General features: G+C 67.2%; 14 protein-coding genes and 1 pseudogene. 1 reads left to right on the top strand and 14 read right to left on the bottom strand.

Annotation, left to right across the window (positions count from 1 at the left end; all coding sequences use genetic code 11):
• Positions 1-28 precede the first annotated feature (28 nt).
• From GEMRO_RS0113755 to GEMRO_RS0113705, 11 genes and pseudogenes are all read right to left on the bottom strand, one after another.
• Positions 29-2032 carry an AsmA family protein gene (locus GEMRO_RS0113755; RefSeq protein ID WP_027134454.1) on the bottom strand — a complete coding sequence of 668 codons (2004 nt, stop codon included), beginning with the start codon at positions 2030-2032 and terminating at the stop codon, positions 29-31.
• A 131-nt stretch (positions 2033-2163) separates the two neighbouring features.
• Positions 2164-4233, bottom strand: a complete 2070-nt coding sequence (locus GEMRO_RS29590; RefSeq protein WP_157505588.1) for a GAF domain-containing hybrid sensor histidine kinase/response regulator — start codon at positions 4231-4233, stop codon at positions 2164-2166.
• A 202-nt stretch (positions 4234-4435) separates the two neighbouring features.
• Positions 4436-5203, bottom strand: a complete 768-nt coding sequence (locus tag GEMRO_RS0113745) for an SDR family NAD(P)-dependent oxidoreductase (RefSeq protein ID WP_035487222.1) — start codon at positions 5201-5203, stop codon at positions 4436-4438.
• Between the two features lie 90 nt (positions 5204-5293).
• Positions 5294-6568, bottom strand: coding sequence for a TRAP transporter large permease (locus GEMRO_RS0113740; protein WP_035485318.1), 1275 nt, complete (start codon positions 6566-6568; stop codon positions 5294-5296).
• Complete coding sequence (locus GEMRO_RS0113735; protein ID WP_027134451.1) at positions 6568-7092, bottom strand: TRAP transporter small permease; 525 nt, start codon at positions 7090-7092, stop codon at positions 6568-6570. The genes GEMRO_RS0113740 and GEMRO_RS0113735 overlap by 1 nt, the downstream gene beginning before the upstream one ends.
• Before the next feature lie 32 nt (positions 7093-7124).
• The gene (locus GEMRO_RS0113730) at positions 7125-8123 is read right to left on the bottom strand and encodes a TRAP transporter substrate-binding protein (RefSeq protein WP_035487221.1); all 999 of its coding nucleotides are present in this window, start codon (positions 8121-8123) and stop codon (positions 7125-7127) included.
• A 177-nt stretch (positions 8124-8300) separates the two neighbouring features.
• A pseudogene (locus tag GEMRO_RS35975) lies at positions 8301-8570 on the bottom strand (FCD domain-containing protein); the annotation flags it as partial.
• Between the two features lie 32 nt (positions 8571-8602).
• Complete coding sequence (locus tag GEMRO_RS29585) at positions 8603-8842, bottom strand: GntR family transcriptional regulator (protein ID WP_027134448.1); 240 nt, start codon at positions 8840-8842, stop codon at positions 8603-8605.
• Positions 8843-8931: 89 nt separating this feature from the next.
• On the bottom strand, positions 8932-9078 hold the full coding sequence (locus tag GEMRO_RS34240; RefSeq protein WP_157505587.1) for a hypothetical protein: 147 nt from the start codon (positions 9076-9078) through the stop codon (positions 8932-8934).
• A 199-nt stretch (positions 9079-9277) separates the two neighbouring features.
• Entirely contained in the window at positions 9278-10351 is a 1074-nt protein-coding gene (locus GEMRO_RS0113710; protein ID WP_027134447.1) for an NAD(P)-dependent alcohol dehydrogenase, read from the bottom strand.
• Between the two features lie 90 nt (positions 10352-10441).
• A complete protein-coding gene (locus tag GEMRO_RS0113705; protein ID WP_027134446.1) occupies positions 10442-10783 on the bottom strand; it encodes an antibiotic biosynthesis monooxygenase family protein in 342 nt (113 codons plus the stop codon).
• A 162-nt stretch (positions 10784-10945) separates the two neighbouring features.
• Between GEMRO_RS0113705 and GEMRO_RS0113700 the strand changes: the two genes are divergently transcribed.
• Complete coding sequence (locus GEMRO_RS0113700; RefSeq protein ID WP_027134445.1) at positions 10946-12103, top strand: AAA family ATPase; 1158 nt, start codon at positions 10946-10948, stop codon at positions 12101-12103.
• Positions 12104-12187: 84 nt separating this feature from the next.
• On the opposite strand, the gene GEMRO_RS0113695 is transcribed toward GEMRO_RS0113700, so the two are convergent.
• The 3 genes from GEMRO_RS0113695 to GEMRO_RS29575 form a co-directional block, all read right to left on the bottom strand.
• On the bottom strand, positions 12188-12652 hold the full coding sequence (locus GEMRO_RS0113695) for a hypothetical protein (RefSeq protein ID WP_027134444.1): 465 nt from the start codon (positions 12650-12652) through the stop codon (positions 12188-12190).
• A 132-nt stretch (positions 12653-12784) separates the two neighbouring features.
• Complete coding sequence (locus GEMRO_RS33520) at positions 12785-12943, bottom strand: YqaE/Pmp3 family membrane protein (RefSeq protein WP_035485317.1); 159 nt, start codon at positions 12941-12943, stop codon at positions 12785-12787.
• A 172-nt stretch (positions 12944-13115) separates the two neighbouring features.
• Entirely contained in the window at positions 13116-14429 is a 1314-nt protein-coding gene (locus GEMRO_RS29575; protein ID WP_051329051.1) for a calcium-binding protein, read from the bottom strand.
• Positions 14430-14472 lie beyond the last annotated feature (43 nt).

Below are 14472 nucleotides of genomic sequence, written 5' to 3'. Positions count from 1 at the left end.
CCCGGATGCGGGAGAGTGGAGGGCAACCTCACTCCCCGCTGTCCGGGACCTTCGTTTCCTGCTCGGCCTGGGCGAGCATCGCGCCGCAGGGAGCATTCTCGGCGGTGCCGATCTCGATGAAGGGCAGGAACGAAGCCAGCGGCGTCAGCACCACGCCCAGCGCCACCGCGGCAGCCCCCCGAAGGCCGACCCCGGTCAGGTCGGGCGTCACCTTCGGCTCGCCGAAGGTGCCGCGCAGGTAGAGGGTCGAGGGGGCCGCGAACAGGCTGTTGTCCTTGGGCTCCGTGTCGAGATCCAGCTCGATCGCCTCGGTTCCGAGATTGATGGCCCCGTTCACCGTGATCAGGCTGTCGGTAGTGTCCAGCACGAAGGTTCGCTCATAGGCGATGCCGTCGGCCACCTGAAAATTGGCAATGAGGCAGCGCACGCCGAACGACTGCTCGGGCGTTCCGGGTTCCTCGCCGAACAGCACGGTCAGCACCTCGGCCAGGTCGAGATGGAGCGCCTCGACGATCAGGGCGCTGAGGGCACCCTCTTCCATGGTGATTCCAGCCTGGCCCTCACTGCTGCCCAGGATCGAGCGGAGCCCCTCCCCCTGGCCCTGCAAGGCCACCCGCGCCGAGATCAGGCCGCGGCCATACTCGGAAAGGCCGAACTCTCCCAGGAACCGTTCAAGTTCCAGCTTCCTGGCGGAGATGTCGATCTCGGCCTGCGGGGGCTCGGCGGTGGAATCGACTGCCACGAACCCGCCCACCGACGAGCCGGCGATGGTCGCCTGCAGCGGGTCGAGCCGCAGGCGGCCCTGGTCCATCACGATGCGGAACTCGACCGCTTCCAGCGGCAGCTTGCCCGCATTGACGCGCTCTCCGCGAAAACGCATGTCCACGTCGAGCGCCTGCCAGCGCTCCGAGCTGAGCTGGGTGTCCGGGATCACGTAGGGACTGTCCTCGACCTCCTCGGCCTTCTGCTCCTGGCGAGGCGAGGCAGTCTCGCCCGGTCCCGTTGCAGGTGGCCGGCCGATCAGGCCCGCCAGGTCATCCAGGTCGAACTGCTCCGAGGTAAGGTCGCCCGACAGCTTCGGCCGGTCGCCGGTGGAGCCGAACGCCACCCAGCCCTTGATCGAGCTGTCGCCGACCTTCCCGGTCAGGTCCTCCATCCGGACCTCCCCATCCTTGCGGGTCAGATGGCCGTCCAGATCGAACGGAGGAATCTCCGGGGCCGGCAGGCCGGCCAGCACCAGCACCTTGGTCAGGTCCTGGGCCGCCAGGTCCAGGTCGAGATCGACGCCCTCCAGATTGGCCGGGTCAGCAATGGTCCCGTCGAGCGCGATCCTGGATCTGCCCAGCGTGAGCGTTCCCTCGATGGGAAACGGCTGGGCGCTCTCGGCAAGGAGCTGGTAGGAGCCGAAGGTGCCCTCCAGTTCCAGGGGCAGGTCGTCCACCTGGCCGGCGGCACTCACCTTCATCCGGCCGGCTTCGCCCTGGCTCGCCGCCTCCAGCTTGTCGAGCCGGCTCGAGATTTCCTGCCCGGTTACTGCGTCGCGGTAGTCGATCGTCGCGTCCCGGACGACGAGCTTTCCGATGAAAGGCAGGTTGCCGCGCTCGGCCGGCGCTTCCTTGGAGGGAGCGTCGTCCGGGGAAGCGCCAAGCTGCCAGTTGGCCTGGCCTTCGGCATTGCGCTCCAGGCTCGCGATCGGCCGGTCCAGGATCACTTCCGGCAGGGTGACCTGCTGCCTGGTCAAAAGGTCCCAGAGATCCAGGCTCGCCTCGACGGTCTCGACCGATGCCATGTCGGCCTGCTCGGCCCACTCGGCATTGCCGACATGGACGTCGTGGGCCCGCACCCTGATGATCCAGCCGCGCTCGATCTCCAGGTCGCCTTGGATGCTGAACGGCCGGCCGATCGCGGCGCTGATCGCGCGCTCCGCATAAGGCTTCAGGAGATTGGGGTCGACCAGGTAGAAGGTGGCTGCGGCGGCGCTGGCCAGCAGCAGGAAGAGAGCGGCCAAACCGATCAGGATCTTCTTGAACAAGTCGCCGCCCTCCCGCCGGCCGCTCCCGGGAGAACAGCCTCACCGCTGTCATAAAAGCGTGACGGGTTCCGACGTTGCGCCTGCTGGCGAATTTCCCGCCGCGAGCGCGGACGGAGCAGGTAGGCCCGGCCCTAGCCCGCCAGGATTCCCAGGCGGACCAGTTCCTCCCTCGTCTTCGAAAGGGCCAGGCCCAGCTGGTCGATCAGGCCGTCGAGCGCCTGCCGCTCCACGCTGCGCTGCTCGATCTCGCGGGCGAGCACCCCGATCCGGACCAGGCCGAAGCTCGGCGCCGAGCCTGCCAGCCGGTGGGCCGACTTGGCCAGTTCCGCGGGCTCGTCCCGCAGGTCCAGCATCTCCGCGAAAAGCGCCACCGCCGAGTTCATCGCGTTCTGCACGAACAGCATGAACTTTGCTTCGCCGGCCATGGCGCGCAGGCTGTCGAGGCGCGTCCTGTCGATCAGGTCGACCACGGGCTCCGGCCGTGAAGAGGGTGCTGCGACCTGGGCGCCGTTCCGGGTGAACATCGCCAGGGTGCGGAACAGGTCGGGCCATGTCACCGGCTTGGTGAGCACCTGGTTCATGCCGGCCGCCATGCAGCGCTGCCGTTCCTCCTCCATGACGTTGGCGGTGAGCGCCACGATTGGAACGGCAGCGACCGGCGACGACAGCGCCCGGATGCGCCGGGTTGCCTCGATGCCGTCCAGAACCGGCATCTGCACGTCCATCAGCACCACGTCGAAGGGCTGCTCGAGTACCCGGGACACTGCCTCCGCGCCATCCAAGGCAAAGCTGACCTGATGGCCGTGCCGGGTCAGCACCGCCTCCAGCAGGTTGCGGTTGACCTCCACGTCCTCGGCCACCAGCACCCGCATCGGCGGGATGGAGCTAGGCGCCCGCTCGGCCGTCTCCGTCACACTTGCCCCATGGCCGATGCGGAACGGCAGGTCGAACCAGAAGACGCTGCCCTGGCCGGGCTTGCTTTCCAGGCCGATCCGGCCCCCCATCGCTTCCACCAGCTGGCGGCAGATCGCGAGGCCCAGGCCGCTCCCGCCAAAGCGGCGGGTGGTCGAGCGGTCTGCCTGGGTGAAGGCGCAGAACAGTTCGCCCTGTCGATCCTCCGGAATGCCGATCCCGGTGTCGCGCACCTCGAAGCGGCAGTTCACGTGCTCGCTGTCCGGCTGCGTGCAACGGACCGTCACCTCGACGCCGCCCGTGCTGGTGAACTTCAGGCCGTTGCCCGCGAGGTTCACCAGGACCTGGCGGAGGCGGGTGGGATCGCCCTGCACCACCGGCGGCGAGTGCTCGTCCAGGTCGAAGGTAAGGCGCAGCCCCCGGTCGACGGCCTGGGGGGCAAGGATGGCGCGGGTCTGCTCCAGCACCTCGCCGAGCGAGAAGTCGATCTCCTCCAGGGTCAGCCCGCCGGCGTCGATCCGGGAGAAGTCGAGGATGTCGTTGATCACCGTCAGCAGATGGCGGCCCGAGGTGCGGATCGCCCCGACATACTGGAGTTGCTTGGGGGTGAGCGGCTCTTCGGCAAGAAGATCGGCCATCCCCAGCACCCCGGTCATCGGCGTGCGGATCTCGTGGCTCATCGCCGCCAGGAACATCGACTTGGCGCGGTCGGCCTCCTCGGCCTTGCGACGCGCTTCCTCAAGCTCGGCGGCATGCTGCTTGGCCCGCGCCTCGCTCTCCTGGAGTGCCAGGACGCTGCGGTTGAGGCCGATCAGGGACGCCACGCAGGCCGACAGGTCGGTCAGGTAGCGGAGCTGGTCCTCGGAGATCCGCCGCGGGCGCTTGTCGATGATGCAGAGCGTGCCAAGCGCCCGGCCTTCCTGGTCGCATAGCGGCATCCCGGCATAGAAGCGGAGATGGAATGGCCCGTTGACCGCGGGGTTGTCGGCGAAGCGGGGATCCTGGGTCGCGTCCTCGACCACCAGCGGCTCCCGCGGGCGCAGGATTGCATAGGCGCAGAATGCCTGCTCCCGCGGCGTCTCGCCCCCGCTTTCCAGCCCCACTGCCGACTTGAACCACTGCCGACGCTCGTCGATCAGCGAGACCAGGACGATCGGCACGTCGCACAGCCGCGCCGCCATCCGGGTGATCGAGTCGAACCGCTCGTCCGCTGGCGTGTCCAGGATGTCGCACGCCAGCAGCGAGGCCAGACGCTGGGCTTCATCGGCGGGAAGGGGAGCCGCAGGCACCAACGATCTCCTACAACCAAGGCATTCGTGGATGGCGGGGTGAGCCAAAGGACGCAGGGGGTGGGTGCCTTGGCAAGCACGCCCCCACTAGATCCGACGCGGGCATCCAGTTCCCCGGCATTCCAAAAAGCCGACTTGTCTCCGGAGGAGGGGACGGTGGATCTCGCGCGGAGGACGCTACCAGAGTTCTTGAGTTCTTGCCTCAGTAAGTCGCTCGTCCGCCGGAAAGATCGAACACCGCCCCTGTCGTGAACGAGTTCTCTTCGCTGACCAGCCAGGCGATCATGGCCGCGGCCTCGGTCAGTTCCAGGAAGCGCCCTCGCGGGATCTTGGCCAGCATATACTTGATGTGCTCGGGCGACTGTTCCATCGCACCCGGGGTACGGGCGACGGCCGGGGTCACGCAGTTCACCGCAATGTTGCCGCCGGCCAGTTCCTTGCCCAGCGACTTGGTCATCGCGATCACCGCCGCCTTGGCGGAACTGTAGGCCGCAGCGTTCGGGTTGCCCTCCTTGCCGGCGATCGAGGCCACGTTGACGATCCGGCCATAATCCTGCGCCTGCATGACGGGCGTCACGTGCTTGCAGCAGTAGAAGGTGCCGTTGACGTCGACGTCGATCACGCTGCGCCAGTCATCGAGCGGATAGTCGGCCAGGGTGGCGTTGGGTCCCACGATCGCCGCGTTGTTCACCAGGATGTCGATCCGGCCGAGCTTGCCGACGGTGTTCTTCACCGCCGCCGCCACGTTCGGCTCGTTCGCGATGTCGACCAGCTCGGCATGGACCCGGCCCGCGCCTGCCTGCGCTTCGAGTTCCTGCCTGGCCGCCTCCAGGCGATCCGCCACGACATCCCAGATGACGAGCTTGGCACCGGATTCCAGGAAGCGGCGGCCGACGACCAGCCCGATCCCCTGGGCGCCGCCGGTGACGATCGCCACGCGATCGGTGAGGTTGATGCTGTTAATTTGCATGGTCTGCTCGCAGAACGGGGGGATTGCTCCGGGCCGACCGGACCGGTGGGTGATCCGGCCGGTCCGGTCGGTGGGCGTCGGCACAGCCGGTCAGTTCGGCCCGATCAGGCTGGGCAGCCACAGGCTGATCGACGGGATGTAGGTGATGAACAGCAACGCGATGGTCAGCCCCAGGAAGAACGGCCAGACCTCGCGCAGGATCTGTCCCATCGAGACCTTCGCGATCGTCATCGACACGAACAGCAGGACGCCAACCGGCGGAGTGAGCTGCCCGATCACCAGGTTGACCAGCAGCACGATCCCGAAATGCACCAGGTCGATCTGCATCGCCGTCAGCAGCGGGATCAGGATCGGCACCAGGATGATCATGATCGCGATGGTCTCGACGAACATGCCGAGGATCAGGAGCGCGATGTTGAGGATCAGCAGGACCATCCAGGGGTTGTCGGTGATGGCGCTCACCGTGCTCACCACCAGCTGCGGCGCCTGCTCGATGCCCAGGATCCAGCTGAACGGCGAGGCCGCGCCGGCGATCATCAGAATCACCGCGGTCTCGCGGGCGGTGGTCGCCAGAATATGCGGGATGCGCCCGATGTGAAGCGTGCGGTAGATGAAGATGCCGACCAGCGCCGAGTAGAGGGCTGCGACGCCGGCGATCTCGGTGGCGGTGACGGCTCCCATCCTGAAGCCGATGATGATGATCACCGGCATCAGCAATGCCCAGATCGCACGCTTGAACGCGGTCCAGAGAGCAGATCCGGAAAAGGCCCCGGACGTCGGATACCGGCGCACCCGCGCCAGGATCACGATCACCAGGAACATGGCTCCGGCCATGATGATCCCTGGAAAGATGCCGGCGATGAACAGGTTGCCCAGCGAGACGTTGGCCTGCCAGGCGTAGAGCACCATCAGGATCGAGGGCGGGATAATGGGCCCGAGCGTCGCCGAGGCGGCCGACAGGGCAGCGCCGAAGCCGCGGCTGTAGCCGTTGCGCTCCAGCTGCGGGACCAGCACCCTTGTGGTCGCGGCGGTGTCGGCGACCGACGAGCCGGAGATGCCGGCCAGGAACACGTTGCCGACCACGGCGGTCTGGGCGAGGCCGCCACGGATATGGCCGACCATGGCGCGGGTGAAGCCGAACAGCCGCTCGCTGATGCCGCTTTCGTTCATGAGCGAGCCGGCGAGCGTGAACAGCGGGATGGCGAGCAGCGGGAAGGATTGCAGGCCGGCGAACACGCGCTGGGCAACCAGCGCCAGCGGGATGCCTTCCATCCCGATCACCAGTCCGGCCGAGCCGATCATCGCGATGGCGACCGGCGTGCCGACGATCACCAGGATGGCGAAGGCGCCAAGCAGAACGAGCATCAGGCGTCTCCGTCCGGATCACCGATCAGATCCGGAGTCCACAAGGTCTGGCCGAGGCCGTCGGAGACGGCATGACGAAGGATGTGGATGCAGGACAGGATGGCGCCGACCGGCACGGCACTCACCGCCCAGGCCGACGAGATCCGCATCATCGGGGTCGGGCTGTGCAGCATGGTCATGGTCAGGCTGAAGCCGAACCAGATCAGGCCCACCAGCGTGATCATGGTGGCAGCCACGGCGATCAGCCCGCACACGGCGCGCACCCGCTCGGGCAGCACCACCAGAAGGGCGTCGACACGCAGATGCATCCGCAGCCGGAAGCCGCTGGATAGCCCGATGAAGATCATCCAGGTGAAGACGATGACGATGAATTCTTCCGACCAGATCAGCGGGTCGTTTATCACATAGCGGAAGAACACGGCGGCGATCACGAGCGTGGCGACGATCCCGTGCGTCGCGGCGAGGAAGACTTCCTCGCCGCGCGCCAGCATGTCGTCCAGCCGTTCGATCCATACGGCGGACATGGGCTGCTTCCCATTGAAGCGGGCTGGTGAAATTACTCGCCGCGGACCTTGGAGATCTCTTCCTGGAGGCGGTTCCAGTTGTCCTCGCCCCAGCGCGCCGCGAGCTCAGGATAGATCGGCTCGATCTTGGCCTTGAACGCGTCGCGGTCCGGGTCCTCGATGATCGTGGTGTTGCCGGCCTTGCGGATCTCCTCGAGCATGCTCGTCTCGCGGCCCTGCTGCACCTCCGAGTTCTTCTTGGAGATCACCTCGGCCTCTTCCCGCAGGATCTGCTGCTGGTCCTCGGGCAGCCGGTCCCAGGTGGTCTTGGAGATCACCACCGTGTTGTTCTGCAGCATGTGCCGGTCCAGCACGAGCACGCCCTGCACCTCGTAGAACTTGCGCGAGTAGATGGTCGGGATCGGGTTCTCCTGGCCGTCCACCGTCTTCTGCTGCAGCGCGGTGTACACCTCGCCGAACGGGATCGGCGTGGGGGCGGCGCCGAACGCGCGGATCATCTCGACCCAGATCGGGCTTTCCGGCACGCGGATCTTCAGACCCGCCATGTCCTCGGGCGTGCGGACCTCGCGGTCGGTGAGCGTGAAGTTGCGCCAGCCCCAGTAGGCGATCTTGGTGAGCGGCACGATGTTGTGCTGGTCGCGCAGCTCGTCCCAGAGCGGCTCGAAGGCCGGGCCACGGATGACCTCCTCAGCCTCTTCCCAGTCCTGCCAGAGAAAGGGGGCGCTCGCCATCTCCATGGCCGGGACCAGGCCGGCCATGGCTGGCATGCTGGGCGCCGAGATGTCGAGGGCGCCGAACTTCACCTGCTGGATCAGGTCGACCTCCTTGCCGAGCTGCTCGGCCGGGAAGACCTGGATTTCCAGCTCGCCGTTGGTGCGTTCCTTCACCCGCTCGGCGAACTCGTTGAACATGTCGTTCAGCGTCTCGCCCGGCGAATTGGCGTGGCCGAACCGAAGCGTCTCCGCCCGGGCGACCGTGGAGGCCATCAAGGCCGTGGTGATCGTCAGTGCGATCGCCAGTTTCTTCATCATCCTGGTGCGCCTCCCATGTCTGCGCGTTGGATAGCGGGGCCGCCTGGGCCACCCCGCCGATCGTGGAAAGACTTCAGTCGAGCAGCGATCTCCTGGAGGCCAGGAGACGCTCGTGCATCTCCTCAGCCGCCCGGTGCGGATCGCCGCCAGGATCGCCTCGTGCCTGCTCCGGACAGACGCTGCATCCTGCCCGCGTTGAATGAACAAACGGGACATGTGCAAATGGATGCGCAGGTCCCGGAAGCTTTCGACCGCGGGCTGATTGGCGGTACCGTTCATGTTGGCGAGATGGAAGGCCGAATCGGCCAGCGTGAAGTTTCGATGGCCGCTATCGCTCGGGTGGAGCGGCTGCTCGTTCATGTCTTGGAGCGCCTCCTCCAGGGCCGCGAGGGTCTCCGGCGGACGGCGGCGCGCAGTCTCGGCGGCAGCCCGGGGCTCGATCACCATCCGGAACTGGAAAGATCCGGGTAATCCTTGTCTTAAGAAAGCGACTGCATGGAGAAGCCATGGGATGGTGTCGCGGTCGCCACACCTTCGGCGGTCAGCCGCCGGAGCGCTTCGCGCAGCGGCGTGGAACTGGCCTGCAGTTCGCGCGCCAGCGCGTCGATGCTCAACCGCTCGGATAGCGCATCGACGTGGTCGAGGATGCGTTCCTTGAGCACCTCATTGACCTGGTCCAGGAGAACGACGCGTTCGATCTTTCGTCGCGCCGCTATCAAGCACCGCCCATCTCAGTATCGTGGATCATGCACGACCAGGGTGACCGTCAGGCTGTCAATGTCGGCAGGCCGTGCCGCCAAAGGACGCGTCAGCGCAGGACCTGGCTGAACCGTTCGGCCGAGGGCAGGCTGTCGCTGGCTTCACCCTGCACCGCCGCATCGACGATCTGGCGGATCACCTGGGCCCGGCTGGGGCGATCAGGTCGATCGCGCCGCCACTGGTCGATGGCCGCCACCGTGCTCGCGGACAGGCGGACCTCGACCTGAACAAGACCTTCTCCAGCCGGGAGGGATCTCTGGGAACCGGTACGCTGGGTCATGAGAAAGAAAAGCGCGACCCGCGCTCCGGTTCCGGCGGACGATCACCCATCCAGGCGGTGCAGGCGATTCTCCCGCGGTGGAAAGCCGCAGCGGGATGTCGCCTTCCGCCGGCTGTCAGGGCCGGATCGCGACCTTGAGCACGCCGTCGCGCTGGTGGGCGAACAGGTCGTAGGCATCCTCGATCCGGTCCAGGCTGAAGTGATGGGTCACCAGCGGCTTCAGGTCGACCCGGCCGGAGGCGACCACGCCCATCAGCCGGCGCATCCGCTCCTTGCCGCCCGGGCAGAGCGTGGTGACGATCCGGTGGTCGCCCAGCCCTGCCGAGAAAGCGTCGAGCGGGATGCGCAGGTCGGAGGAATAGACACCGAGACTGGACAGCGTGCCTCCCGGGCGCAGCACGCGCAGCGCCGATTCGAACGTGCTCTGGGTGCCCAGCGCCTCGATGGCGACATCGACGCCGCGCCCTTCGGTGATCTCCATGATCTGCTCGACCGGGCTTCCCGCCTTGAAGTCGACCACATGGTCGCAGCCGAGCGCCTGGGCGACCTTCATGCGGGCCGGGACGGTATCGACCCCGATGATGGTGGAGGCGCCCATCAGCTTCGCCCCCGCCACCGCGCACAGGCCGATCGGACCCAGCGCGAACACCGCCACCATGTCGCCGATCCGGACCTTGCCGCTCTCGGCCCCGGAGAACCCGGTCGACATGATGTCCGGGCACATCAGGACCTGCTCGTCGGTGAGCCCGTCCGGCACGGGCGACAGGTTGGCCATGGCATCCGGCACCAGCACATACTCGGCTTGGCAGCCATCAATGATGTTGCCGAACTTCCAGCCGCCGGTCGCCTTGAAGCCGTGCCGGGTGCCGACGCCGTCCTGGGAGCCGCAGCCGCACATGCAGGCATTGGTGGTGCCGCTGGGCGTGATCGCCCCGGCGATGACCCGCTGCCCCTCCTGGTAGCCGGACACGGCCGAACCCAGCTTTTCGATGATGCCGACCGGCTCGTGGCCGACCGTCAGCCCCTTCTCGACCGGGTACTCGCCCTTCAGGATGTGGACGTCGGTGCCGCAGATCGTGGTGGTGGTGACGCGCAGCAGGGCGCCGAGCGGCCCGACCTCCGGCACCGGCTTCTCACCCAGGACGATCCGGTTCTTCTCGATGAAGATGGCAGCCTTCATCTTGGCCATGGCCCTTGCTCCCTCCGCTTGGCGCTGGTGGCGGCAGAATGGGACCGGGCCCGGGGGCCAGCATTGATCCGGATCAAGAACCGGCGCTGCTCAGCCGCCGCCGCAGTCACCGTGGCTGGTGACGATCGCCAGGACCTGCACGCTTTCCGGCAGCTCGACCAGGAACTCCCGGTCGCGCTCCAGGTGGTGGATGCGGGTCGGGTCGCTGCCGGCGAACCGGCTCATCGCCTCGACGCTTTCCCAGTAGGAGATGGTCACGAACTCGGTCTCGTCGCCGCGCTCCTCGCGCAGCTGCTGCACGCCCAGCGCCTTCTCCATCAGCGGACGGATGCCATGTTCGTGCAGGTAGGCGGCATACTCGTCGGCGCGGGCGGCGGTGGTGCGGCCGCGCCAGATCCGGGCAATGGTCGGGCGTTGGGACGATGCCGGCATGGGGGTGCTCCAGGCGGTGGCGCAAGGGGCTGCGCCGGGCTCCTTGGTACATCCGTTTCCGTCGCTGCCCAGCCCGGGATCGCGTCGGCGGCTTGACCGGGAACAACGGCGGGGACAGGGAAGCTCGGGCGGCCAGAACCGTCAAACGGCAAGGAGGCCCTGGTGACGATCACCCGGCTGGCGGTGGCGGGCTACCGCTCGCTGCGCGACGTGCGGCTCGAACTGGACCGGCTCACCGTGGTGACCGGAGCCAATGGCAGCGGCAAGTCCAGCCTGTACCGGGCGCTGCGCCTGCTGGCCGACATCGCGCAGGGGCGGGTCGTGCAGTCCCTGGCCGGCGAGGGCGGACTCGGCTCGACCTTGTGGGCCGGGCCGGAAGCGTTCTCGCGCGGCATGAAGGCGGGATCGGTGCCGGTGCAGGGTGTGCGGCGCTCTCGCCCGGTGGCGCTGCGGCTGGGCTTTGCCGGCGACGACTACGGCTATGCCATCGACCTGGGCCTGCCCAAGCCGTCCGCCTCGTTCTTTGCGCGCGACCCGGAGATCAAGGCGGAGGCGGTGTGGACTGGGCCGCTCCTGCGCCGGGCCAGCGGCTTTGCCGAGCGCCACGGGCCGAGCGTGCGGCTGCGCGACGACATGGGCGTGTGGCGGCAGGCGATCGGCGACTTGGCACCGTTCGACAGCATGATGACCCACTGCGCCGACCCCAGGGAGGCGCCGGAGCTCTTGCTGCTGCGCGAGCGGATGCGCGCCTGGCGGTTCTACGACCAATTGCGCACCGACCGGGACGCCCCGGCGCGCCGGCCGCAGATCGGCACCTACACGCCGGTGCTGGCCGGCGACGGCGCCGACTTGGCGGCGGCGGTGCGCACCATCATCGAGATCGGCGACCGCGACGCGCTGGCGGACGCGGTGGCGGACGCATTCCCGGGTGCGGAACTCGGCATCGCCAGCACGGACGGCTGGTTCGAGCTGGAGATGCGCCAGCACGGGCTCCTGCGCCCGCTCAAGGCGGCGGAACTGTCGGACGGCACGCTGCGCTACCTGCTGCTGGCGGCCGCCCTGCTGTCGCCCCGGCCGCCGGCGCTGATGATCCTGAACGAGCCGGAAACCAGCCTGCACCCGGACCTGCTGGTGCCGCTCGCCCGCCTGATCGGCCGGGCCTCGCAACGCGGCCAGGTCGTGGTGGTGTCGCACGCGCCGGCCCTGGTGGCGGCGCTTGGGCAGGAAGCTGGCTGCCGCCGGGTGGTGCTGGACAAGGAGCTGGGCGAGACGGTGGTGCGGAACGGCGAGCCGCCGGCCTGGGTTTGGCCGGGGCGCTAGCGGGAGTCGGCCAAACCTAGCCCACGCCTGCCCTGCCCTACCCTACCCTACCCTACCAGAGTACGATGCCGTTGCGGCCGAAGCCTAGGAGCCAAACCGCAAGCGAAGATGTTCCATCACTTTTCCTATGTTGAACTCGAAGTCATGTGGCCGTCCGTCCTCACCGTCGATGACGATACGACTGCGCTCGCTTTCCAAGCCGGTGCCGTCACTAAAGAACGTCCCATCGCTGAATGGCTCCTGCTGCCCCACCTTGATGCGCAGCACATCGGTTACGACCGTAACTTCCTTCTTGCTCCGCGAAGGATCACGAACGGCGTGTTTGAAGGTGTTGGCGATCTGCTGGATCAAGGTGAACTCCGGGCACTTGGATCTGAACTGTTCCACCACTTTGCCGCTGCCCGTCAAACCCTCCTGCTTGGCCACGTAATCGACGAGATGATAAGCACTCACGGCAGCGTTCGCCGCATGGCGCAGCGAGTCGCGGTGAGCGAGGAAATCCGAATAATTGGGCTGCACAAATTCGGCAAAATAAGTCTGCGGATCCATGAGAGATACCTCAGATCAACATCGATGATGGCATCCTGAAGACCTGCAAGCGCGATCTCCCAGTCTTGCGCCAGATCAGGAAGTCGCGCTGCAAGTCTGGCTGTCGAACACAAGGCTGCCAGATGGCTGCCTTCACCGCTTCACAATGATGTAGACGGCGTGGATGATGCCGGGGATGTAGCCCAGCAGGGTCAGCAGGATGTTGAGCCAGAACTGCAGGCCCAGGCCGACCTGGAGGAACACGCCGAGCGGCGGCAGGAGGATGGCGATCAGGATGCGCAGGACGTCCATGGCGGCTCCGGTCAGGCGGGTGGAGGGAGCGACGCCTCTGGCCGGCGCGTCCTGCGCCGGGGCCGAGCGCCGATCCCATGGTTCTTGCCATTCAAGACGGAAAGCTGCCGGCCGGGTTCCCTGCAGCCGGCGCACCACCTGAACGGGCGCAAGGCTTTCGAAGCGGGAGCGGCTAGACGTAGAAGTCCTGCTTGGGCGTCACGGCATCGATGTCGGCGGCCGTGAGGCTGGTGACGCCGAACAGGGTGATGGTGCCGGTCACCGCCAGCGGCGCCTCGAAGGCGAACTGCTCGGTGTCGAGCACCAGCGACGCCTTCGTCTGCCCGTCATGGGTGATCGCCTGCACCGAGATGCCGGCGTCGCCGGCGTCCAGCGTGTGGCTGTCGTCGGTATCGAAGTCGGCGAAGGTGACGGTCCGGAAGGTCCTGCCCTCCCCGTTCACCGGGCTGCCTTCATTGAAGTAGGTGATCTGCAGCCGGTCCTGGCCGCGGACGAAGTCGAGGATGAGGTCATCGGCTTGGGTCACCGTGGAATCGGAGACGCTCTGGAAGCCGTTGGAATAGGCGAAGTGGACGGCAAACAGGTCGCTGCCGCTGCCGCCGGCGAGCAGGTCGTGGCCGCTGCCACCCACCAGCTTGTCGTCGCCCATGTTGCCTTCGAGCACGTCGTCGCCGCCGGTGCCCCACAGGATGTCGTCGCCGACGCCGCCGCGGACATGGTCGTCGCCGCGGCTGGTGTTGATGTAGTCGTCGCCGGTACCGCCGCGCACCATGTCGTCGCCCTGGCCGCCGACGATCCGGTCGTTGCCGTCCCCGCCATCCACGGTCGCGGCAGGATAATCCAGCAGGTCGATGTCCTCGTCGCCCAGGAAGATCTCGTCGTCGCCGGTGCCGCCATAGACGGTGCTCCGGCTGTAGGGCGCGACGATGGTGTCGTCGCCGGCACCGCCGAGCAGCAGATGCGCGCCGCCAAGCAGCATGCCCTCGCCATCGACGACGGCATAGTTGCGGATCGTGATGTAGTCGTCGCCTTCCTGGCCGAAGATCGTGTCGCTGCCCGTGTCGCCGTCGAGGCGATCGTCGCCGGCACCACCCTGCAGACGGTCGTCACCGGCACCGCCATGCAGCAGATCGACTCCGTTGCCGCCGAACAGGAGATCGTTGCCCTGGTCCCCCCACAGGGCATCGTCGCCATCCTCCCCCTGCAGGGTGTCGTCACCGGTCCAGCCGGTCAGGCTGTCGTTGCCGAAACCGCCGCGCAGGATGTCGTCGCCAGCGTCGCCCAGGAGACGGTCGTCGCCGTCGTCCCCTTTGATCAGGTCATTGCCGAAACCGCCGATGGCGATGTCGGCGCCTGGACCAAGCTCGATCACGTCGTCGCCGCCAAAGCCCCGGATGATGTCGTCGCCTGCGAGGCCGAAGATCAGGTCGCGCTGCTCGGTCCCCTCAAGGACATCGTCATCGATCGTGCCGGTCACGACGGCCATCTGTGCATCTCCCCTCAGCCGCCCGACCACCTTTGCGGATCGG

It is taken from the genome of Geminicoccus roseus DSM 18922, from assembly GCF_000427665.1.
Taxonomy (GTDB): Bacteria; Pseudomonadota; Alphaproteobacteria; order Geminicoccales; family Geminicoccaceae; genus Geminicoccus; species Geminicoccus roseus.
This window is presented reverse-complemented; position numbering and strand designations above follow the sequence as displayed.